The organism is Plantibacter sp. ME-Dv--P-122b (genome assembly GCF_030209375.1).
GTDB lineage: Bacteria > Actinomycetota > Actinomycetes > Actinomycetales > Microbacteriaceae > Plantibacter.
Window position 1 is genome coordinate 186,430 of the sequence record NZ_JARVSC010000005.1, and the last position, 19,780, is coordinate 206,209.

General features: G+C 69.3%; 20 protein-coding genes and 1 tRNA gene. 10 read left to right on the forward strand and 11 right to left on the reverse strand.

Annotated features, from left to right (window positions below; all coding sequences use genetic code 11):
- The first annotated feature begins 46 nt into the window (after window positions 1-46).
- Window positions 47-973: a PAC2 family protein gene (locus QRN19_RS12265; protein ID WP_064296958.1), complete on the forward strand. Its 927-nt coding sequence runs from the start codon at window positions 47-49 to the stop codon at window positions 971-973.
- Window positions 974-1,019: 46 nt separating this feature from the next.
- Here the strand turns inward: QRN19_RS12265 and mshC are convergent, their stop codons facing one another.
- From mshC to QRN19_RS12280, 3 genes are all read right to left on the reverse strand, one after another.
- A complete protein-coding gene (gene mshC / locus QRN19_RS12270) occupies window positions 1,020-2,258 on the reverse strand; it encodes a cysteine--1-D-myo-inosityl 2-amino-2-deoxy-alpha-D-glucopyranoside ligase (protein ID WP_285027244.1) in 1,239 nt (412 codons plus the stop codon).
- A complete protein-coding gene (locus tag QRN19_RS12275; RefSeq protein ID WP_285027245.1) occupies window positions 2,255-3,079 on the reverse strand; it encodes an undecaprenyl-diphosphate phosphatase in 825 nt (274 codons plus the stop codon). The genes mshC and QRN19_RS12275 overlap by 4 nt, the downstream gene beginning before the upstream one ends.
- Before the next feature lie 114 nt (window positions 3,080-3,193).
- Window positions 3,194-4,513 (reverse strand): M20/M25/M40 family metallo-hydrolase, encoded by a 1,320-nt coding sequence (locus QRN19_RS12280; RefSeq protein WP_285027247.1) that lies wholly within the window; start codon window positions 4,511-4,513, stop codon window positions 3,194-3,196.
- A 175-nt stretch (window positions 4,514-4,688) separates the two neighbouring features.
- On the opposite strand from QRN19_RS12280, the gene QRN19_RS12285 reads away from it, so the two are divergent.
- Window positions 4,689-4,772 (forward strand) — tRNA-Leu (locus tag QRN19_RS12285).
- 409 nt (window positions 4,773-5,181) lie between these two features.
- On the opposite strand, the gene QRN19_RS12290 is transcribed toward QRN19_RS12285, so the two are convergent.
- Window positions 5,182-6,999 (reverse strand): DEAD/DEAH box helicase, encoded by a 1,818-nt coding sequence (locus QRN19_RS12290; protein WP_285027248.1) that lies wholly within the window; start codon window positions 6,997-6,999, stop codon window positions 5,182-5,184.
- 148 nt (window positions 7,000-7,147) lie between these two features.
- Here QRN19_RS12290 and QRN19_RS12295 point away from each other — a divergent pair, with 148 nt between their 5' ends.
- Window positions 7,148-7,957 (forward strand): SGNH/GDSL hydrolase family protein, encoded by an 810-nt coding sequence (locus QRN19_RS12295; RefSeq protein WP_285027249.1) that lies wholly within the window; start codon window positions 7,148-7,150, stop codon window positions 7,955-7,957.
- 39 nt (window positions 7,958-7,996) lie between these two features.
- Here the strand turns inward: QRN19_RS12295 and QRN19_RS12300 are convergent, their stop codons facing one another.
- Together QRN19_RS12300 and QRN19_RS12305 are read right to left on the reverse strand one after the other, a co-directional pair.
- Window positions 7,997-9,241 (reverse strand): D-alanyl-D-alanine carboxypeptidase family protein, encoded by a 1,245-nt coding sequence (locus QRN19_RS12300; RefSeq protein ID WP_285027250.1) that lies wholly within the window; start codon window positions 9,239-9,241, stop codon window positions 7,997-7,999.
- 86 nt (window positions 9,242-9,327) lie between these two features.
- Window positions 9,328-10,131 (reverse strand): TrmH family RNA methyltransferase, encoded by an 804-nt coding sequence (locus QRN19_RS12305; RefSeq protein WP_285027252.1) that lies wholly within the window; start codon window positions 10,129-10,131, stop codon window positions 9,328-9,330.
- Between the two features lie 138 nt (window positions 10,132-10,269).
- Between QRN19_RS12305 and QRN19_RS12310 the strand changes: the two genes are divergently transcribed.
- Window positions 10,270-11,172 carry a Sir2 family NAD-dependent protein deacetylase gene (locus QRN19_RS12310; protein ID WP_285027253.1) on the forward strand — a complete coding sequence of 301 codons (903 nt, stop codon included), beginning with the start codon at window positions 10,270-10,272 and terminating at the stop codon, window positions 11,170-11,172.
- Window positions 11,173-11,176: 4 nt separating this feature from the next.
- On the opposite strand, the gene QRN19_RS12315 is transcribed toward QRN19_RS12310, so the two are convergent.
- Window positions 11,177-12,079, reverse strand: coding sequence for an alpha/beta fold hydrolase (locus QRN19_RS12315; protein ID WP_137241650.1), 903 nt, complete (start codon window positions 12,077-12,079; stop codon window positions 11,177-11,179).
- 104 nt (window positions 12,080-12,183) lie between these two features.
- Here QRN19_RS12315 and QRN19_RS12320 point away from each other — a divergent pair, with 104 nt between their 5' ends.
- Window positions 12,184-12,957 (forward strand): 3'-5' exonuclease, encoded by a 774-nt coding sequence (locus QRN19_RS12320; protein WP_285027254.1) that lies wholly within the window; start codon window positions 12,184-12,186, stop codon window positions 12,955-12,957.
- 72 nt (window positions 12,958-13,029) lie between these two features.
- On the opposite strand, the gene QRN19_RS12325 is transcribed toward QRN19_RS12320, so the two are convergent.
- The 3 genes from QRN19_RS12325 to glgA all read right to left on the reverse strand — a co-directional run bounded on the left by QRN19_RS12325 (window position 13,030) and on the right by glgA (window position 15,493).
- Complete coding sequence (locus QRN19_RS12325; RefSeq protein ID WP_056005588.1) at window positions 13,030-13,278, reverse strand: type B 50S ribosomal protein L31; 249 nt, start codon at window positions 13,276-13,278, stop codon at window positions 13,030-13,032.
- A gap of 157 nt (window positions 13,279-13,435) precedes the next feature.
- The gene (locus tag QRN19_RS12330) at window positions 13,436-14,248 is read right to left on the reverse strand and encodes an ABC transporter ATP-binding protein (RefSeq protein ID WP_285027255.1); all 813 of its coding nucleotides are present in this window, start codon (window positions 14,246-14,248) and stop codon (window positions 13,436-13,438) included.
- Between the two features lie 63 nt (window positions 14,249-14,311).
- A complete protein-coding gene (gene glgA, locus QRN19_RS12335) occupies window positions 14,312-15,493 on the reverse strand; it encodes a glycogen synthase (protein WP_285027256.1) in 1,182 nt (393 codons plus the stop codon).
- A gap of 45 nt (window positions 15,494-15,538) precedes the next feature.
- On the opposite strand from glgA, the gene QRN19_RS12340 reads away from it, so the two are divergent.
- Window positions 15,539-16,783 (forward strand): glucose-1-phosphate adenylyltransferase, encoded by a 1,245-nt coding sequence (locus tag QRN19_RS12340; protein WP_064296946.1) that lies wholly within the window; start codon window positions 15,539-15,541, stop codon window positions 16,781-16,783.
- A complete protein-coding gene (serB, locus tag QRN19_RS12345) occupies window positions 16,780-17,475 on the forward strand; it encodes a phosphoserine phosphatase SerB (protein ID WP_285027257.1) in 696 nt (231 codons plus the stop codon). The genes QRN19_RS12340 and serB overlap by 4 nt, the downstream gene beginning before the upstream one ends.
- Window positions 17,476-17,533: 58 nt before the next feature.
- On the opposite strand, the gene fabG is transcribed toward serB, so the two are convergent.
- Window positions 17,534-18,244 carry a 3-oxoacyl-ACP reductase FabG gene (gene fabG, locus QRN19_RS12350; RefSeq protein ID WP_079705970.1) on the reverse strand — a complete coding sequence of 237 codons (711 nt, stop codon included), beginning with the start codon at window positions 18,242-18,244 and terminating at the stop codon, window positions 17,534-17,536.
- Between the two features lie 161 nt (window positions 18,245-18,405).
- Here fabG and QRN19_RS12355 point away from each other — a divergent pair, with 161 nt between their 5' ends.
- From QRN19_RS12355 to QRN19_RS12365, 3 genes are read left to right on the forward strand one after another with little or no spacing between them, the layout of a single operon-like run.
- Window positions 18,406-18,714, forward strand: a complete 309-nt coding sequence (locus QRN19_RS12355) for a DUF3099 domain-containing protein (RefSeq protein ID WP_285027258.1) — start codon at window positions 18,406-18,408, stop codon at window positions 18,712-18,714.
- A complete protein-coding gene (locus QRN19_RS12360) occupies window positions 18,711-18,935 on the forward strand; it encodes a hypothetical protein (RefSeq protein WP_285027259.1) in 225 nt (74 codons plus the stop codon). The genes QRN19_RS12355 and QRN19_RS12360 overlap by 4 nt, the downstream gene beginning before the upstream one ends.
- A complete protein-coding gene (locus tag QRN19_RS12365; RefSeq protein ID WP_285027260.1) occupies window positions 18,932-19,780 on the forward strand; it encodes an SURF1 family cytochrome oxidase biogenesis protein in 849 nt (282 codons plus the stop codon). The genes QRN19_RS12360 and QRN19_RS12365 overlap by 4 nt, the downstream gene beginning before the upstream one ends.

A 19,780-nucleotide genomic window follows, 5' to 3' on the forward strand; every position in this document is an offset into this window, starting at 1 on the left:
CTGGATGGATGGTCGCGGAAGGTCCCCGTGCACCGAGGAGTGAGACGTGACGGAAGACACCAAGGAGCCGCTGGGCGGTCGCCTGCTCGTCGTGGCGTTCGAGGGTTGGAACGATGCCGGCGAGGCGGCGAGCGGCGCGGTGCGCGTGCTCCGCGACTCGCTCGCCCTCCGCCCGCTGCTCGAGATCGACCCGGAGCCCTACTACGACTACCAGTTCAACCGGCCGACGGTCGGCGTCGACGAGGACGGCAAACGGTCGCTGACCTGGCCCGGCACCACGATCTCGGGGCCCGACCCCGAAGCGGCGAAGCCAGCGACCCCCCTCGCGGAGGACGCCGCGCTCCGGGTCAGCGAGGGCGGCGGCGACAACGTCTACGTGTTGCTCGGTGCCGAGCCCTCGCGCGGTTGGAAGGCATTCGTCGACGAGATCCTCGCCGTGATCACCGAGCAGCGCATCACCGGCATGGTGATGCTCGGTGCGATGCTCGCCGACGTCCCGCACACGCGACCCATCTCGGTCTTCGCCTCGAGCGAGAACGCGGAGCTGCGGCAGGCCCTGCAGCTCGAGCGCAGCACCTACGAGGGGCCGGTCGGCATCCTCAGTGTGCTGGCCGACGCCGCCGAGCGGCAGGGCGTCCAGAGCCTGTCGGTCTGGGCCTCGGTCCCCCACTACGTGCACAGCGCGCCCTCCCCGAAAGCCGTCCTGGCGCTCATCGACAAGCTCGAGGAACTCATCGACGTCGTCATCCCCCGCGGAGCCCTCGTCGAGGAGTCCGGCGAGTGGCAGAGCGGGATCGACACGCTCGCCGCCGAAGACGAGGACATGGCCGCCTACATCCAGCAGCTGGAGCAGGCGCGCGACACCGTCGAGTCGCCTGAGGCGAGCGGCGAGGCCATCGCCAAGGAGTTCGAGCGGTACCTCCGTCGGGACGAGGGCAAGGGCGACGAGCCCTGGCGGAAGGACCGCGAGTAGCCCGGTCCCGTCGCCGTGGTGCGACTCCGGTGAGTCACCGTCCTGCTCAGCGCACGCCGAGGAGCGCGTCGACGGCCGACCGCGCGAGGTCGGCGTCGTCGACGCCGGTCGTCGCTGCGGCGTCGACGAGTGCGATGGCACCCGGGGTGTCGAGGTCGTCCGCGAGTCGGACCCGCATCGCCTGCAGCAGCTCGACGGCGGACGCTCCACCCGCGGCGTCCGTCGTGAAGGCCGAACGCCAGGCCCTGAGCCGACGATCGGCCAGGACCAGGTGCTCGTCGTGCCACTCCCAATCGCTGCGGTAGTGGTTCGCGAGGATCGCGAGCCGGATCGCCGAGGGGTCCGCTCCGTCGGCGGCCAGGCGTGAGACGAGGACGAGGTTGCCCAGGGACTTCGACATCTTGGTGCCCTCGTAGGCGACCATGCCGGCGTGGCTGAACACCTTGGCGAGCGGGCGACCGGACAGCGCTGCGGCATGCCCGGCACTCAGGTCGTGGTGTGGGAAGACGAGGTCGGAGCCGCCGCCCTGGACCGTGAAGTCGGATCCGAGGTGCTGGAGGGCGATGACCGAGCACTCGATGTGCCAGCCCGGCCGGCCTCGGCCGACGGGCGACTCCCAGCTCGGCTCGCCGTCGCGCGCAGCCCGCCAGAGCAGCGGATCGAAGGCGTCGCGTTTCCCGGCGCGGTCGGGGTCTCCCCCGCGCTCGGCGAAGAACGCGGCCATCGTGGCCTCGTCGAGCCCGCTCTCCGCGCCGAGGTGCCAGACGTCGTCGGCCGCGGCGCGCACGTCGAAGTAGACGTCGTCCCCGGCGGAGCTGTCCGGGGTGTCGACCGTGTACGCGACGCCACGCTCGGCGAGCAGCGCGACGGCGTCGGCGATCGGTCCGATGACCTCGGTGACCGCGACGTAGTCCTCGGGAGGCAGGATGCTGAGGCGTTCCATGTCGCTCCGGAAGAGCTCGACCTGGCTCGTTGCGAGTTCGATCCAGTCGACGCCGGTCGCGTTCGCCCGTTCGAGCAGCGGGTCGTCGACATCGGTGACGTTCTGGGCGTAGTGCACCTCGTAGCCGGCGTCCAGCCAGACCCGCTGCAGGGTGTCGTAGGCCAGGTAGCTCGACGCGTGGCCGAGGTGGGTCGCGTCGTATGGCGTGATGCCGCAGACGTACAGCCGTGCCGTGCGTTCAGCGGAGGCCTCGATGAGTCCGGCGCTTGGGGTGTCCCAGAGACACGGGGCCGTGCCGGAGCCGGGCAGCTGCGGGACGACTGGGGCGGTCCAGGCCCTCACGCGCTGATCACACCCGTGCCGAGCAGCACCAGCAGGACGACGCCGAGCACGATGCGGTAGACGACGAAGGGCAGGAAGCTGCGCTTCGAGATGTAGCTCATGAAGAAGGCGATGACCGCGAGGCCGACGACGAACGCGATGACGGTGGCCACCAGCGTCTCGACCGGTCCGTAGGGGCTCGGCTCGCCGATGCTCTTGACGACCTGGTAGAAGCCGCTGCCGAACACCGCGGGGATCGCGAGCAGGAAGGCGTACCGCGCCGCAGCACGGCGCTCATAGCCCATGAACAGTCCAGCGGTGATCGTGCCGCCTGAGCGGGACACGCCGGGGATGAGGGCGAGGGCCTGAGCGCCTCCGAAGATCACGCCGTCGCGCACGTTCAGGCTCTTGAGACGTCGCTTCTTCGCGCCGACGGCGTCGGCGACACCGAGCAGGATGCCGAACACGATGAGCATGATCGCGACGATCCACAGCGAGCGGAAGGTCGTCTCGATCTGGTCCTGGAAGAACAGGCCGAGCACGACGATCGGGATGCTGCCGATGATGATCAGCCACCCCATGCGGGCGTCGGCGTCATCCCTCGGGATCTTGCCCACGAGGGCCTTGCACCAGGAGGAGATGATGCGGACGATGTCGCGCCAGAAGAACACCACGACGGCGGCTTCGGTCCCGATCTGCGTGATCGCCGTGAACGCCGCGCCAGGGTCCTTCGCCCCCGGGAGGAATTCGCCGAGGATGCGCAGATGCGCACTCGACGAGATCGGGAGGAACTCGGTGAGTCCCTGGACGAGGCCGAGGATGATGGCGTTGATGAGGTCCACAGGGCACCTTTCTGCAGCCGGATGGCTGGTGTTCGGCCGGATCCGGCAGTCGTCGGCGGGGCGGCTCCTGGAGCGTCACGCGGCTCAAGCGGCGCGGTGACGGACCGTGGGAAGTCAGTAGTCGAGGAGGAGGTCCGTGAGGACCTGCTTGCCAAACCCTAGCGCGTCGAGCGGCACACGCTCGTCGACGCCGTGGAACATCGCGGGGAAGTCCATGTGTTCCGGCAGGCGCAGCGGAGCGAAGCCGTACCCGGTGATGCCGAGGAGCGACAGCGCCTTGTTGTCGGTACCGCCGGAGAGCATGTACGGGAGCACCGGGGCGCCGGGGTCATGGCGCCCGAGGGTCTCGACGACCGCGTCGACGAGCGGACCCGAGAACGGTGTCTCGAGGCCGATGTCGCGGTGCATGACGACGATCTCGATGTCCTCACCGACGATCTCCGCGACGCGCGCGAGCACGGCGTCCTCCTCGCCGGGCAGGGTGCGGATGTCGACGAGCGCCTCGGCGCGATCGGGGATCACGTTGTGCTTGTAGCCTGCCTGCAGCAGGGTCGGGTTGCTCGTCGTGCGCAGCGAGGCCTGGATGAAGCCGGAGGCCGTGCCCGTCGCGAGGGCGAGCTCGTCCGGGCCGAGTCGTTCGGGCGTGGTGCCGAGGATGGTGGCGATCTCACGGAGCAGCTGCTCGGTGGTGTCGGTGAGTCGGACGGGCCACTCGGTGCGTCCGATGGCCGCCACCGCTTCTGCGAGGCGGGTGACGGCGTTGTCCTGCACGTAGCGGGATCCGTGGGCCGCTCGTCCGGTCGCGACCAGTTTGATCCAGACCAGGGCCTTCTCGGAGGTCTGGAGGAGGTAGGAGCGGCGTCCGCCGAACGTGATCGAGTACCCGCCGACCTCGCTGATCGCCTCGGTCGCGCCGGCGAAGAGCTCCGGTCGTTCCGTCACGAGGTGGTGTGAGCCGAACACGCCACCGTTCTCCTCGTCCGAGAACATCGCGATCACGAGGTCGCGTTCCGGGCGGCGGCCGCTGCCGAGGATGTCGCGGAGCGAGGCGAGGATCATCGCGTCCATGTTCTTCATGTCGACGGCCCCGCGACCCCACAGCAGGCCGTCCTTGATCTCGCCGCCGAAGGGGTCCACCGACCAGTTCGCAGGGTCGGCGGGCACCACGTCGAGGTGCCCGTGCACGACGAGCGCAGGCTTCTCGGGGTTCGCACCGGCGACCCGTGCGACCACGCTCGTCCGGCCTGGAGCGGCGTCGATCAGCTCCGGCTCCAGACCGAGGTCGCGGAGGTACGCCTCGACGTACTCGGCGGCCTCCGTCTCGCCGTTGGAGCGGCCCTCGCCGTAGTTCGTGGTGTCCATGCGGATGAGGTCCCGCGCGATCCGCGTGGTCTCGTCGAGCGTGGGGTCGGATGCGTCTGAGCCGGAGGTCATGGCTCCACGCTACCCGTCGGCCCTGAGCGCTGCACCTCTCCCCGGATCGGGCGGTCGGCGCATGGCCGGAGGGCGTCGGGAAGATCCCCTGGCGGTACGAGGTGGTGAACGGCTGTCGAAATCCGTGCTAGAGTTTCTTCTCGTGCCCAGCGAAAGCCGGACACGATCACAACACGCGCGGGTGGCGGAAATGGCAGACGCGCTAGCTTGAGGTGCTAGTGCCCTTACGGGCGTGGGGGTTCAAGTCCCCCTTCGCGCACACCGTGTTGAGACGGCGAACGGCCGGAGCGAAAGCTCCGGCCGTTCTTGTTTTCCCGCCGGACTCCACGACACGCCGACACCCGAGATCATCTCCGGCCCGAGCGAGATCCGGTGCACCTCCGCCGCTCTGCAGTGCCGGTCCCCGAGCATGTCGACGGGTGGTCCGAGCTGGAAGGCCCTCGTAGGCACCTCGACAAGCCCAGAGACCGGGAGAGGTCCGTCCGAAGACGCCGGTCCCTGAGCTTGTCGAAGGGTGGACAGAGCTGGCGGGCCCTCGTGCGCACTTCGACAAGCTCAGTGATCGGGAGAACTCCGTCCGGAACGCGCCGGTCCCTGCGCCTGCCGAAGGGCAGCTCCGGCGGGCCGACCGCGAAGGAGGAGAACGCGCGCGAGAAGAGGTGCTGTCCTCAGTGCCCGTGACCCAGGCGCCGACGGAGCAGGTCGATGCGCGCCTGCAGCTGCGTCACGCTGGCCTGTGCCACGGCGGGTCCGCCACAGACGCGTCGCAGTTCGGCGTGCACGACCCCGTGCGGCTCCTTCGTGTGCTTGGCGTAGAGACCCACCAGGGTGTTGAGCACCTGGCGCTGTTCCTTGAGGGTGCGGTAGAGCGGAGCGGGGATGTCCGCCTGCGGACTCGGCGAGGCGGCGTTCTTGTCGACGAACGCCCCACGCTTGGCCTGGCGGCTCTGGCGCTGCACGAGCAGCTCGTGCACCTGTTCAGGTTCGAGGAGCCCCGGGAACCCGATGAAGTCGAACTCCTCCTCGGTGCCCGGCTGGGCGAGCTCGCCGAACTCGTCGCCGTCGAACACGACCCGGTCGAAGTGCGCGTCCGAGGAGACGGCCTGCCAGGTGAACTCCTCGAGGAGTGAGTCGGAAGCCTTGTCCTCGCGCTCCGCGGCCGCCATCATCGCGTCTTCCGGGTTGAAGAGGTCGCCCTCCGCGTCCGGGTCGCTCGGGCGGTCGAGTGCGTGGTCGCGTTCGAGCTCGAGCTTCTCCGCGAGGGCCATCAGGTTCGGCACGTTCGGGAGGAAGATGCTCGCGATCTCGCCGCGTCGTCTGGCCCGGACGAATCGCCCGATCGCCTGCGCGAAGAACAGCGGCGTGGCGGACGACGTCGCGTAGACGCCGACGGCGAGTCGTGGGACGTCCACGCCCTCCGACACCATGCGGACCGCGACCATCCAGCGCTTGGTGTTCCCCGAGAAGTCGGCGATCCGGTCGCTGGCCTCCTTCTCATCGGAGAGGACGACCGTGGGCTGCTCCCCCGTCAGCTCGTGCAGGATGGCGGCGTAGGCCCGCGCGGTCGTCTGGTCGGTGGCGATCACGAGTCCGCCGGCGTCCGGGACCGCTTGACGGACCTCGGACAGCCGGAGGTCGGCCGACTTCAGGACCGCAGGGATCCAGTCACCCTGCGGGTCGAGGGCGGTGCGCCAGGCCGCGGAGGTGATGTCCTTCGTGTTGCCCTCGCCGAGACGGGCCTCCATCTCGTCGCCGGCCTTGGTCCGCCAGCGCATGTGACCGGCGTAGACCATGAAGAGCACCGGACGGACGACCCCGTCCTGGAGTGCACGACCGTACCCGTAGTTGTAGTCGGTGACGGAGGTCCGGATGCCCTGGTGGTCCGGCTGGTAGACCACGAACGGGATCGGTGCCGTGTCGGACCGGAACGGCGTCCCGGTCAGGGACAGCCGACGGGTGGCCCGCGAGAACGCCTCATGGATGCCGTCGCCCCAGCTCAGGGCGTCGCCGCCGTGGTGGACCTCGTCGAGGATGACGAGGGTGCGACCCGAGTCGGTCGTGCGCTGGTGCACGGGCGGGTTCGCCGCGACCTGGGCGTAGGTGACGGCGACGCCGTGGTAGTGGCGGCCGAAGACCTGGTCGCGGTTCGCGAAGTTCGGGTCGAGGCGGATGCCGACCCGGCTCGCGGCCTCGGCCCACTGACGCTTCAGGTGGTCGGTGGGGGCGACGACCGTGATGCGGTCGATCGTGCCGCGATGGAGGAGTTCGGAGGCGAGCCGCAGCGCGAACGTCGTCTTCCCTGCGCCCGGTGTCGCCGCCGCGAGGAAGTCACGGGGTTCGGTCGTGAAGTACTGCTCGAGCGCCTCGGCCTGCCAGGCTCGAAGCTTGCTCGCCGTGCCCCACGCTGCGCGTTCCGGGAAGGCCGGTGAGAGGTGTTCGGCTGCGGACCCGCCCAGGTGCTGGGTCGAAGAGATTTCCGCGTTCACTGGAGACCACTGTACCCGGCCGCACCGACACCATCGACCACCGCGCACGTCCTCGACGCCCATCCGGATGTCCGACTCGCGACTGATCCGTCAGCCGAGGGGCGGGCGTACGCTGGAGGTTCCGGATGCACAGCAGGAGGAGCCACCCATGACCGAACAGCACCATCCCTGGTCGCGGTACGTCGCCATCGGCGACTCGTTCACCGAGGGGATCGGCGATCCCGAGCCGGGGGCTCCAGGCGGGCACCGTGGCTGGGCCGATCGGGTCGCCGAGGTGCTGGCCGCGCAGAACTCGGACTTCGCCTACGCCAACCTCGCGGTACGTGGCAAGCTCGCGCAGCAGATCCTCGACGACCAGGTGGAGCCGGCCCTCGAGTTGCACCCCGACCTCATCACGATCTCGGCGGGCGGCAACGACGTGATCCGGCCCGGCACCGACCCCGACGACATCGCCCGACGGCTCGAGCAGGCGATCATCCGGCTCCGGAGCGATGGCGCGACGGTCGTGCTGTTCACCGGCGTGGACGTCGGCTTCTCCCCCGTCTTCCGGAGTATCCGGGGCAAGGTCGCGATCTACAACGAGAACCTGCGGGCCATCGCCGCCCGACACGACTGCATCATCGCCGACCAGTGGGCCCTGCAGGCGATCCAGGATCCGCGGATGTGGGCGCCGGACCGCCTGCACCTGAACGCGCTCGGCCACCACGAGGTCGCCCGCCTCGTCCTCCACGCGCTGAACGTGGAGAACGACCTCAAGCCGCTGCAGCCGGAGCCGCTCTCCGTGAGGCGTTGGCGTCAGGCCCGGACCGAGGACCTCGCCTGGGCACGGGAGTACCTCGTGCCCTGGGTGCTGCGTCGGGTGAGGCACCAGTCGTCCGGCGACCACATCACCGCCAAGCGACCGCTCGCCGGACCCTTCCTGACGGTCGCAGCGCAGGACCAGGAACTCGACGTCTGATCGCCCGGCCGATCGCTCCGGCCGTGGCGTCCGCTGCGGTCACGGGTTGGTCAGGCGCCACCAGGGCGTGACCGGCGCGACGTCCGCGTCGAGGGCCAGCGGGACGTCGATCGTCGCCGCACCGCCCTCCGCGCCCGCCCCCACGGTGTAGCTGAGCTTCCCGACCGTCGAACCGGCGGCACCGGCGTCGATGGCTCTCGCGCGGCTCTCGACCGTGATCGGGGTGTCCTGCCAGACGAGCACGGAGGCGTCGGACGCCACGACGACCTTCGCGGCCTGGTCCCACGCGGTCGAGTAGGAGCCCACCGATTGCCCGGCGGTGGCGAGCTGGACCTGGTGGAATCCTGCCGGCACGCTCTGCAACAGGGAGACCACGGCGGCGTTGAGCACGGTGTGGTCGTCGGCACCGAGGATGACGCCGACGACGGTCACCGTCCGCCCCTCCACCTGGAGATCGGCGGAGAACAGCAGGCAGGCGCCAGAGGCGTCGTCGGTCCCCGTCTTCATGCCGGTCACCCCGTACTGGCCGAGGAGGGCGTTCGTGTTCTCGACCTCGCCGATGGCGGGCAGCACCGCCGTGGGCTCCTTGACGATCGATGAGAGCACCGGGTCGGCGAGCACGAGCTTGCCGATGGTCACGAGGTCGCTCGGGGTGCTGACGTTCGTCTCACCCAGACCGCTCGTGTTCGTCACGGTCGTACCCGTCAGTCCATGTGCATCGAGCCATGCGCGCGCCGCATCGAGGTACGCGTCGACCGAACCGAAAGCCCAGACGGCGAGCGAGATGCTGTAGTTGTTCGCCGACGGGAGGAGCAGCGCTTCGAGCATCTGCCGCTGCGTGAACACCGACCCGGCGACGACGGGTGCCGCTGAACCGTTCTCCGCGATGGTGTCGTAGTAGAACCCGACGTCCGCGTCGGTCAGCGTGATGGACGGGCCCTGGTCCCCTGCGGCGAGGGGCTTGGCCTCCAGCACGACCAGGGAGGTGATCGTCTTCGTGATGCTCGCGATGGGGAACGGCGTCTGTTCACCGCTCGAACTCAGGACGCCGTCGAACCCGACGGCACCGATGGCGCCCCGCCCGAATCCGGGCCAGGCGACCGGTGTGGTCTGCTGGACGAGCGAGGTCGAGAGGGCGTCGCTGGATTCGAGGATCGCAGCCGCGGCCGGCACCGGGCGGAGCAGCGCACCTGCGCTGTACCCGAACAACCCGATGAGGAGGGCGAGGACGCCGAAGACGGCGAGACGGCGGCGGCGATAGATCTGTCGTCTCGTGAGTGGCACCCGGTCATGCTACCCGTCGCTCCTGCGCGTACCCTGTCGCGACGTGCCGCCGACCGGGTGGTCCTTGGAGTGGCGTGGAACCGTGGTCAGCGGACCCGGAGCTCCCAGAGGGCGACGGCACTGGCCGACGCGACGTTCAGCGAGTCGACGCCGTGGAGCATCGGGATGGTCACGATCGTGTCGGCGGCGGCGAGGGCCGAGGCGCTCAGACCGTCGCCCTCGGCGCCGAGCACGATGGCGAGCCGCTCCGGCGCGGTCCGAGCGTAGGTGTCGAGGTCCACGGCATCGTCGGCGAGGGCGAGGGCGGCCGTCTCGAAGCCGGCGTCCCGGAGGACGCCGGATGCGACGTCCCATCCCGGGAGGCGGGTCCACGGTACCTGCAGGACCGTGCCCATGCTGACGCGGACGCTCCGGCGGTACAGCGGGTCGGCGCAGCGTGGGGTGATCAGGACCGCGTCGGCTCCGAGACCGGCGACGGAGCGGAAGATGGCGCCGACGTTGGTGTGGTCGACGATGTCCTCGAGGATGACCACCCGACGGGCGTCGGCGAGGAGCTCGGCGGGGTCGGCGAGCGGTGGGCGATGCATCGCCGCAAGCGCTCCCCGGTGCAGGTGGAAGCCCGTCAGCTGCTCGAGGAGTGCGGGCTCGCCGACGAAGACCGGTATGTCGTGCTCCTCGAGGAGTGGCGAGACGTCCTCGAGCCACTTCTCCTGCAGCAGGACCGATCGCGGTCGGTGCCCGGCGCGGAGCGCACGCTCCATGACCTTCGTCGACTCGGCGATGTACAGTCCGCCCGCGGGTTCGGACACCCGGCGGAGGGCGACGTCCGTCAGGCGCGCGTAGTCGTCGAGTCGTCCGTCGTCGAGATCGGTGATCCGGATGACCTGCATGGGAGACGTCCTCTCGACGCGATGTTCGACCTCCACCTTGCCAGAGTGGGAACACGATCGAAAACGAGGCCGTTTAGACTCAGGGGAAGCGATGGCCCGGAGCACTCCGATCATCGCGGACGGATGGACGGAGCAGGCATGAGCACGCTGATCGCAGCAGGGGATCCCGCTGACGAGACGGCCGAGGCCGGGCTCGAACGGGCGATCGAGCTGCTCGCGGACCGCCGTGTCGCCTTCCTCACCGGGGCCGGCGTGAGCACGGACTCCGGCATCCCCGACTACCGGGGTCAGGGTGCTCCGGTGCGGACGCCCATGACGGTCGACCAGTTCCTGTCCAACGACGACGCCGCGCGCAAACGCTACTGGGCCGGCAGCCACCTCGGGTGGAAGCGGTTCGACGGTGCTCGCCCGAACGCCGGCCACCGGGCGATCGCGCTCCTCGAGGAGGCCGGCATCGCCGACGGCGTCATCACGCAGAACGTCGACGGCCTCCACGTCAGGGCCGGCTCGCGCCGCGTCGTCGACCTGCACGGGTCGATGGACCGCGTCAGCTGTCTCTCCTGTGGGCAGAGCTACGCCAGGTCGAGCATCGCGGAGCGCATGACGGCCCTGAACCCGTGGCTCGACACCGAGACGGACGTGACGATCAACCCGGACGGCGATGCCGAGGTCGGGCGGGTCGACGAGATCGTCGTCCCCGTGTGCACGGTCTGCGGTGGCATGTTGAAGCCGGACGTGGTCTTCTTCGGCGAATTCATCCCGACGGAGAAGTACGCCGAGGCCGCAGCACTCGTGCGTGGTGCGGACGCACTCGTGATCGCCGGGTCGTCCCTCGTGGTCAACTCGGGGATCCGGCTCCTCGAACTCGCCCGCCGGAAGCGGTTGCCGATCGTCGTCATCAACCGCGGCGTCACGAAGGCGGACGGCCGCGCGGACGTGAAGCTCGACGCGGGTGCCAGTGAGACGCTCAGCGGGATCGCCGCTCGCCTGGTCCCGGCCGCCTTCACGAGCGTCGTCTCGCAGGAGGCGACCGACGCCTGACGCCTCAGGCGTCGGTGCGGTCGTCCGCGAGGAACGCGGTGAGGCGCTGCGCCGCGTCGTGCGGCTCCTCGTAGTGGATGAGGTGTCCGACGCCCGGGATGACGTGCAGCTGCGCGTCGGCGAACCGCTTCGCGAGCGCGTACTGCGCGGCCACGGGCGTGATGTCGTCACGCTCGGCGGCGATGAGCAGCGTGCGGCTCGGGATCCGGTCGGCGTACTCGCTGACGTCGTGGCTGACCGAGGCGGTGAACGACTCGAGGACGACCTCCCGGTCGGCGAAGGCGCTGAAGTACTGGTCGTGCTGGGCATGGATCCACCGACGGAGCGTCGGGTCCTTCGTCTTCGACATCGCGACGCTCATGATGCGCACGACGCCCTTGTTCCGGAGGAAGGCGAATCCCAGGCGTTTCGGGAGCTTCGCGGACGACCAGTAGTAGAAGACCGCGAGCCTCGTCAGGACACCGCGAGGGCCCTGGAGCGCCGGGGCGGCGATCGGGTTCACGAGGATGAGGTCATCCGGTCGGAGTCCCCCGGCGACGGCGGCGCTCGACACGATCGAGCCGAACGAGTGCCCGAGGAGCACGACACGACCGGTCAGGTGCAGCTCCTCGATGAATCGTCCCAGCCAGGCGGCGTACCCCTCGACGGAGTGGGTGGCCTCGGGGAAGGGTGCCGAGCTGCCGAAGCCGGGGAGGTCCGGAGCGATGATCCGGAACCCGGAGAGCTGCGCGACGACCGGTTCGAGGCCGTGGTGGTCGCCCCGGAAGCCGTGCACCATGACGATCGTCGTCGACGCCTCGTGGTCGCCGTAATCCCAGAACCGGGTCTCGGCTCCGTCCACGATGAGTGAGCGCTCCCGGACGGGGATGCGGTCGAGCTGGTCGGCATACGGTGATTCGACGGGCATCCACTCAGTCTAGGCAGTCCGGCTCCGCGTTCACCCGACGACGCGGACCGTGCCGCCCCGGCGTGGCACAGGACCCTGTCGGAGGTGCGTCATAGGGTGAAGGCGTGAACACGGTCGATGCGAATCCCCACTGGACGGACCGCCTGGCGGTCTTCGATCTCGAGACGACGGGCATCGAGGTGGAGACGAGTCGCATCGTGACCGCCTTCGTCGGTGTCATCACCGCGGACGGTTCGGTCGAACGCTCGTGGTCCTGGATGGCCGACCCCGGGGTCGAGATCCCCGCTCGCGCCGCCGAGATCCACGGCGTCACGACGGAGCGGGCCCGGGCTGAGGGGCGTCCGGCACCGGTGGTCGTCGGAGAGATCGTCGCCGTCCTCACCGAGCTGTTCGCCGCGCGGACCCCGGTGGTCGCCTACAACGCGCCCTACGACTTCTCCCTCCTGCACTTCGAGGCGGAGCGACACGGCGTGACCTCGATCACCGACCCGTCCCCCGTCGTCGACCCGCTGATCCTCGACCGGCGGCTCGACACGTTCCGACGGGGCAAGCGGACGCTCGAGGTCGTGGCCGCCCTGCACGGCGTTCCGCTCGAGGGTGCTCACGACGCGGGCGTGGACGCCGTCGCCGCCGGACGCGTCGCTCAGGCCATCGGTCGGCGCCACGCCGACGCCCTGCCGACGAGCGTCGACGAGTTGCACGAGGCCCAGCGGACCTGGTCGCTCGAGCAGGCGGAGAGCTTCCAGTCCTACATGCGCCGCGTGCGCGATCCCGAGTTCGTCGCCGACGGTGCTTGGCCCATCCGCACCGGACGCCCTGCCGCTCGACCTGAGGCGCCGGTCATCGTCCCAGCGGACCAGCTGCCCATCGGTATCTGAGTCGCACGGCTCCCCACGACGACGAACGCCCCGATCCGAGGATCGGGGCGTTCGTGTATCGCAGCGGAAGGACTACTTGCCGAAGCCCTTGAAGCGCTGGTTGAACTTCTCGACGCGACCGGCGGAGTCCATGATGCGCTGCTTGCCCGTGTAGAACGGGTGCGACTCGGACGAGATCTCCACGTCGATCACCGGGTAGGTGACGCCGTCGAGGTCGATCGTCTTGCCCGACGAGACCGTCGAGCGCGTGAGGAACGTCGCGCCGGAGGCGAGGTCGCGGAAGACGACGGCTTCGTACGTGGGGTGGATGTCAGATTTCATCAGCAGTCCTTGTTGAGTGGATGGTGTGGGTAGTACCCGCGCTCGGAACTCCAGGCACGAGGCAGAAAGCTCTTGGCTCCGCGAGCCAAAGGTCGACTTTACCAGACTCGGCGCGCGTCTGCTCGCCAGCCGAGGACGACCCGCCGAGGCGTGGTGGTCAGGAGGGGGCGACCGCCGAGCGTCCGGCGCGGGCGGAGCGGGCGTGGAACCGGCCGTCCTCCTCGGTCAGCTCGATCGGGAGGTCGAAGGTCTCGCTGAGGTGTTCGGCCGTGAGCGTGTCGGCGATCGGGCCGGCGGCGACGATGCCACCGTCGCGCACGAGCAGGACGTGGGTGAAGCCGACGGGGATCTCCTCGACGTGGTGGGTCACCATGATGATCGCCGGTGAGTCGTCGGCGCTCGCATAGCCGCCGAGCAGTTCGACGAGCTCCTCGCGCGTGCCGAGGTCGAGGCTCGCGGCCGGCTCGTCGAGCAGGAGGAGTTCGGGGTCGGTCATGATGGCCCGCGCGATCTGCACACGCTTCTGCTCGCCGTCGCTGAGCGTGCCGAAGCGGCGGTCGGCGAGGTGGTCGAGCTTCCATTCCGCGAGGACTCGCGACGCCCGCTTCACGTCGATGTCCTCGTACTGTTCGACCCAGCGCCCGGTGACCGAGTAGGCCGCCGTGAGCACGACGTCCAGGACGGTCTCCTCCGGCGGCACCCGCTTCGCGAGGGCGGAGGACGCGAAGCCGATGCGCGGGCGCAGTTCGAAGACGTCGACCCGGCCGAGCGTCTCGTCGAGCACGGAGACCGTGCCCTTCGAGGGGTGGATGAGCGTGGCCGCGAGCTGCAGGAGCGTCGTCTTGCCGGCGCCGTTCGGGCCGAGGACGATCCATCGCTGGTCGCCCGTCACCGTCCAGTCGACGCCATCGAGGATGGGGTTGAGATTGCGGACGACGGACACATCGGAGAACTGCAACACGCTCGGCATGGTCCTAGCCTATCCGCCAAGACCCGCCGCGCGTCGCCGTCCTCCGAGGTGTCCGCCGGTGGTTCAGACCAGGCTGCGGTACAGCTCCGCCGTCTGGGTGGCGATGCGCGACCAGCTGAAGTCGGACTCCGCGCGTCGGCGACCAGCGGCCCCGTAGGCCCTCGCCTGGGCGGGATCCTGGACGACCTCGGTGAGGGTTGCCGCGAGGTCGGCGACGAATCGCTCCGGGTCGAGCGGGGTGCCGGTGCCGTCGGACGCCTGCGCGAGCGGGACGATCCTGCCGGTCACACCGTCCTGCACGACCTCCGGGATGCCCCCGGTCCCGGTCCCGACCACAGCGGCACCGCAGGCCATCGCCTCGAGGTTGACGATGCCGAGTGGCTCGTAGATCGACGGGCACACGAAGGTCGTGGCGGCGGTGAGGACGGTGCAGAGCTCGTGACGTGGGAGCAGTCGTTCGATCCACACGACCCCGGTGCGCTCGCGCTGCAGCTCCTCGACGAGCCCCTTGACCTCGGCGAGGATCTCGGGGGTGTCGGGAGCACCGGCGCACAGGATGAGCTGCACATCGGGCGGCAGCAATCGGGCCGCGCGGAGCAGGTACGGCAGCCCCTTCTGTCGGGTGATCCGACCGACGAAGACGACGGAGGGACGGGACGGGTCGATGTCGAGGGACCGCAGCAACTCGTCGTCGACGCGTGGCTGCCAGTCGGTCAGGTCGATGCCGTTGTAGATGACCTGCACCTTGGCCGGGTCGAGGCTCGGGTACGACCGCAGGATGTCACGACGCATCCCGTCGCTGACCGCCACGACGGCCGCGGCGCCTTCGTAGGCGGACTGCTCGATCCAGCTGGACACGCGGTACCCGCCGCCGAGCTGTTCGGCCTTCCACGGGCGGAGCGGCTCCAGACTGTGCGCGGTCACGACGTGCGGGATGCCGTGCAGCAGTGACGCGAGGTGGCCGGCACCGTTCGCGTACCAGGTGTGCGAGTGCACGAGGTCGGCTCCGGCGACGTCCTGGGCGATCAGGAGGTCCGTCCCGAGTGTCGTGAGGGCGCCGTTCGCCCCCTGGAGCTCGGCCGGGACACCGTACGCGACGGTGTCGGCCTCGTCGCGTGGCGCGCCGAAGCAGCGCACGGTCACGTCGATGTCGCTGCGGAGGGATTTCACCAGCTCCGACACGTGGACGCCTGCGCCGCCGTAGATCTCCGGCGGGTACTCCTTTGTCACAAGATCAACTCGCATGTCTAGACGCTAGTACAGGTCTCGTCCGGCATCTATTGTGAAGCCATGGCCGCCTCAAAGAAGATCTTCGGAATCGTCCTCGCTGGTGGGGAAGGGAAGCGGTTGATGCCGCTGACCGCAGACCGCGCGAAACCGGCCGTACCGTTCGGCGGGCAGTACCGCCTGATCGATTTCGCGCTGTCGAACCTCATCAACTCCGGACTCACCCAGATCGTCGTCCTCACCCAGTACAAGTCCCATAGCCTCGACCGCCACGTCTCGCAGACCTGGCGGCTGTCCGGCCTGCTCGACTCCTATGTCGCGTCCGTGCCGGCGCAGCAGCGTCTCGGGAAGCGCTGGTTCAGCGGATCCGCCGACGCGATCCTGCAGAGCCTCAACCTGATCCGCGACGAGAAGCCCGACATCGTCGTGGTCGTCGGCGCCGACCACGTCTACCGCATGGACTTCGCGCAGATGATCGAGGCGCACATCGCCTCGGGCAAGAAGGCGACGGTCGCCGCGATCCGTCAGCCCATCTCCCTCGCCGACCAGTTCGGCGTCATCGACGTCGACGCGGACGACCCGACGACCATCGCCCGCTTCCTCGAGAAGCCGCTCGACGCGCCGGGCCTGCCCGACTCCCCCGGCGAGGTGCTCGCCTCGATGGGCAACTACGTCTTCGACGCCGACGCGCTCATGCAGGCGGTCATCGACGACGGCGAGGTGACGAGCTCGAACCACGACATGGGTGGCGACATCGTCCCGTACTTCGTCGATCGCGGCGAGGCCGGCGTCTACGACCTCCAGCGGAACGACGTGCCCGGCTCGACGGATCGCGATCGCTACTACTGGCGCGACGTGGGGACGATCGAGTCGTTCTACGAGGCCCACCAGGACCTCATCTCGACGCTCCCGATCTTCAACCTGTACAACCGCGACTGGCCGATCTTCAGTTCTCAGCTGAACTCGCCGCCGGCGAAGTTCGTGCGGGACGCGAAGGGCAACCTCGGCCAGACCATCGACTCGATCGTCTCCCTCGGTTCGCTGCTGTCCGGTGCCCACATCGAGCGCAGTGTCCTCGGGCCCTGGGCGCTCGTGGAATCAGGCGCCCACGTCTCGGACTCGGTCGTGTTCGACAAGGTCCACATCGAACCGGACGCCGTCGTCAAGCGGGCTATCCTGGACAAGGATGTGGTGGTCACCTCCGGCGCGAGCGTCGGTGTCGACCACGATCGTGACCGCGCTCGCGGCTTCACCGTCACCGAATCCGGTCTCACCGTGGTTGGCAAGGGAGTACGCGTCGTTCCATGAGTATCGAGCGTTCGGCAGTGGCGGATCCCGAAGCAGCACTCCCCCCACAGGCCGGACGAGGCGTCCGGTTCCTCGCGGTCCTCGACGCCGACTCGACGCTCATCGAGAACGAGGTGATCGAGCTCCTCGCCGAGGAGGCCGGCAGTCTCGCCGAGGTCGCCGCCATCACCGAGCGCGCCATGCGCGGTGACCTCGACTTCGCCGACAGCCTGCGGGCCCGGGTCGCGACACTCGCAGGCCTCCCCGTCGACCGGATCCCGGTGATCGCCGAACGGATTCGGACGACGACCGGCCTCGAGACGCTGATCGGCCGGCTGCATGCGCACGGGTCACGGATCGGTGTCGTGTCGGGCGGGTTCCATGAACTGCTCGACCCGCTCGCCGAGTCCCTCGGCCTCGACCATGTGCGGGCGAACCGCCTCGAGTCCGCCGACGGTCGGCTGACGGGAAGCCTCAGTGGTCCCATCATCGATGCGGCGGCCAAGGCGGCCGCCTTGAAGGAGTGGGCCGACGAGGACGGCGTGCCGTTGGCGCGGACGGTCGCGATCGGTGACGGAGCCAACGACCTCGAGATGATGGCCGTCGCCGGGCTCTCGGTCGCGTTCAACGCGAAGCCGATCGTCCGCCGCCATGCCGATGTCGTCGCCGGGAGGGTCGACCTCGCCGGCGTCCTGCCGCTCCTCGGGCTCTGATCCGCGCGTCGCGGTCAGCGCCCGAGGCCGGCTTCTGCTCTGTGCGGTACTGCCTTGGTCAGTGACCCATGCCGAGGCCACCGTCGACCGGGATCACGGCACCGGAGATGTAACCGGCGTCGTCGCCGGCGATCCACGTGACGACCTTCGCGACCTCGTTCGCACTCGCGAAACGCGCTGCCGGGATGCTCTTCTTGTACTCGGCCTGGGTCTCGGCGGGCAGTTCGGCGGTCATGTCGGTTTCGATGAACCCCGGGGCGATCACGTTCGCCGTGATCCCGCGTGCTCCGAGCTCGCGGGTGATGGACCGCGCCATGCCGATGAGGCCGCTCTTGGAGGCCGCGTAATTGACCTGTCCGGCGGACCCGTAGAGGCCCACCACGCTGGAGATGAGCACGATGCGTCCGAAGCGTGCCTTGAGCATGCCCTTGGACGCGCGCTTGACGACGCGGAAGGAGCCGCCGAGGTTCGTGTCGACCACCTGGTCGAAGTCGTCCTCGCTCATCCGCATGAGCAGGGTGTCCTTGGTGATGCCCGCGTTCGCGACGAGCACCTCGACCGGCCCGAGCTCCGACTCGATCTCGGTGAACGCCGCGTCGACGGAGGCGGCGTCGGTGACGTCCGCGCGGACCGTCAACGTGCCCGCGGGGCCCTCGCCGGATCGTGCGGTGACGGCGACGCGGTGACCCTGCGCGACGAACTCCTCGGCGATGGCGAAGCCGATCCCCCGGTTGCCTCCGGTGACGAGTACGGTGCGTGGTGCGGTCATGGTCGATTCCTCTCCTGCGGCGATACCGGCCGACTCGTGCGGCGGCCGTCGGGGCGCGCGGCGTTCCGGCCGCGGACCCGTACCAGCATATGGGGGTCCTCCCGTTCTCCCGGTGATTTGGGGGCTTCGCCCACCCGCCGAGCGCGTAGGCTGGTCATGGCATGAAGCAGCAGAGCATCACCTCCCTCCCACCGGCTCCCGAACAGGAGCGCCGGCAGCGGCTCATCAAGTACTCGATCACCATGGGTGTCCGGTTGCTTTGCCTCGCTGCGCTCCCGTTCGTCCAGGGCGGTTGGATGTTCGCGGTCGCAGCCGGTGCCATCTTCCTGCCGTACATCGCCGTGATCATCGCGAACGCCGGGTCGCTGCCGTCGCAGGGGGCCATCGAGCGCCCGACCGGTGTCGTCGTGTCCCAGCGGCCGACCATCGTCGACGACTCGGTTCCGCCTCGTCCGGCCGACCAGGCATGATCGGGTTCGGTGCCGAGCCCGACGGCGTGATCTGCTCTCGGGCCGGCTGCCGCGCGGCGGCAGGTTGGCGGATCGAGTGGCGCAATCCGAAGATCCACGCGGAGGACCGCGTGAAGGTCTGGACCGCCTGCGACGACCACGTCGACTTCTTGGAGGCCTTCCTCGAAGCCCGCTCCTTCCCGCTCGAGCGGCGTCCACTGACGTCGGCGGTCGGCTCATGAGCGCGGGTTGGCGGTTCGCCTTCAGTCGCCGCTGGCTCGGCTACCTCGGCGTCGCGATCGTGTTCGCGATCGTGTGCGTGCTCCTCTCCAACTGGCAGCTCGCACGGGCGAGCGAGAAGGAGGAGGAGGTCCAACGCATCGAGACCAACTGGGACGCGACCCCGATCCCGCTCGACGAAGCGCTGCCGTCGCTCGACTCCTTCAGCGTGGCCGATGAATGGCACCCGGTGTCGATGAGCGGAACCTACCTGCCCGACGAACAGCTGCTGGTTCGGAACCGTCCCCGGAACAACCAGGCGGGCTTCAACGTCCTCACGCCGCTCCGCTTGGCGAACGGAGACGTGTTCATCGTCGACCGTGGCTGGGTCGCCGCGGACGATTCACTCGAGGCACCCGAATCGATCCCGGCGCCTCCGAGCGGAGAGGTCTCGGTCGTCGTCCGCATCCGACCCGGCGAACCGACGCTCCCGGGCCGCGGGGCCGCCGACGGCCAGGTGGCCACGATCAACCTCCCGCAGATCGCCGAACTCCGCGGCGAGACGCTCTACTCCGGTGCCTACGGCATGCTCCTCTCGGAGAGCCCGGCGCCTGCCGACGCGGCACCGCTCGGTCCGATCAAGCCCGAGCCGAACGAGGGGATGCACCTCTCGTACGCGCTGCAATGGGTGGTCTTCGCGCTGATGGGCTTCATCTTCCTCGCCTATGCCATCCGTCAGGAGTACCGCATCCTGAACTCCGACGACCCGAAGGAGCAGCGGCGTGCGGCTGTGCGTGCCGAACGGCTCGCCGCGAAAGCGCGGTCCGACGCCGACATCGAGGATGAGATCCTCGAAGCGAGTCGCTGA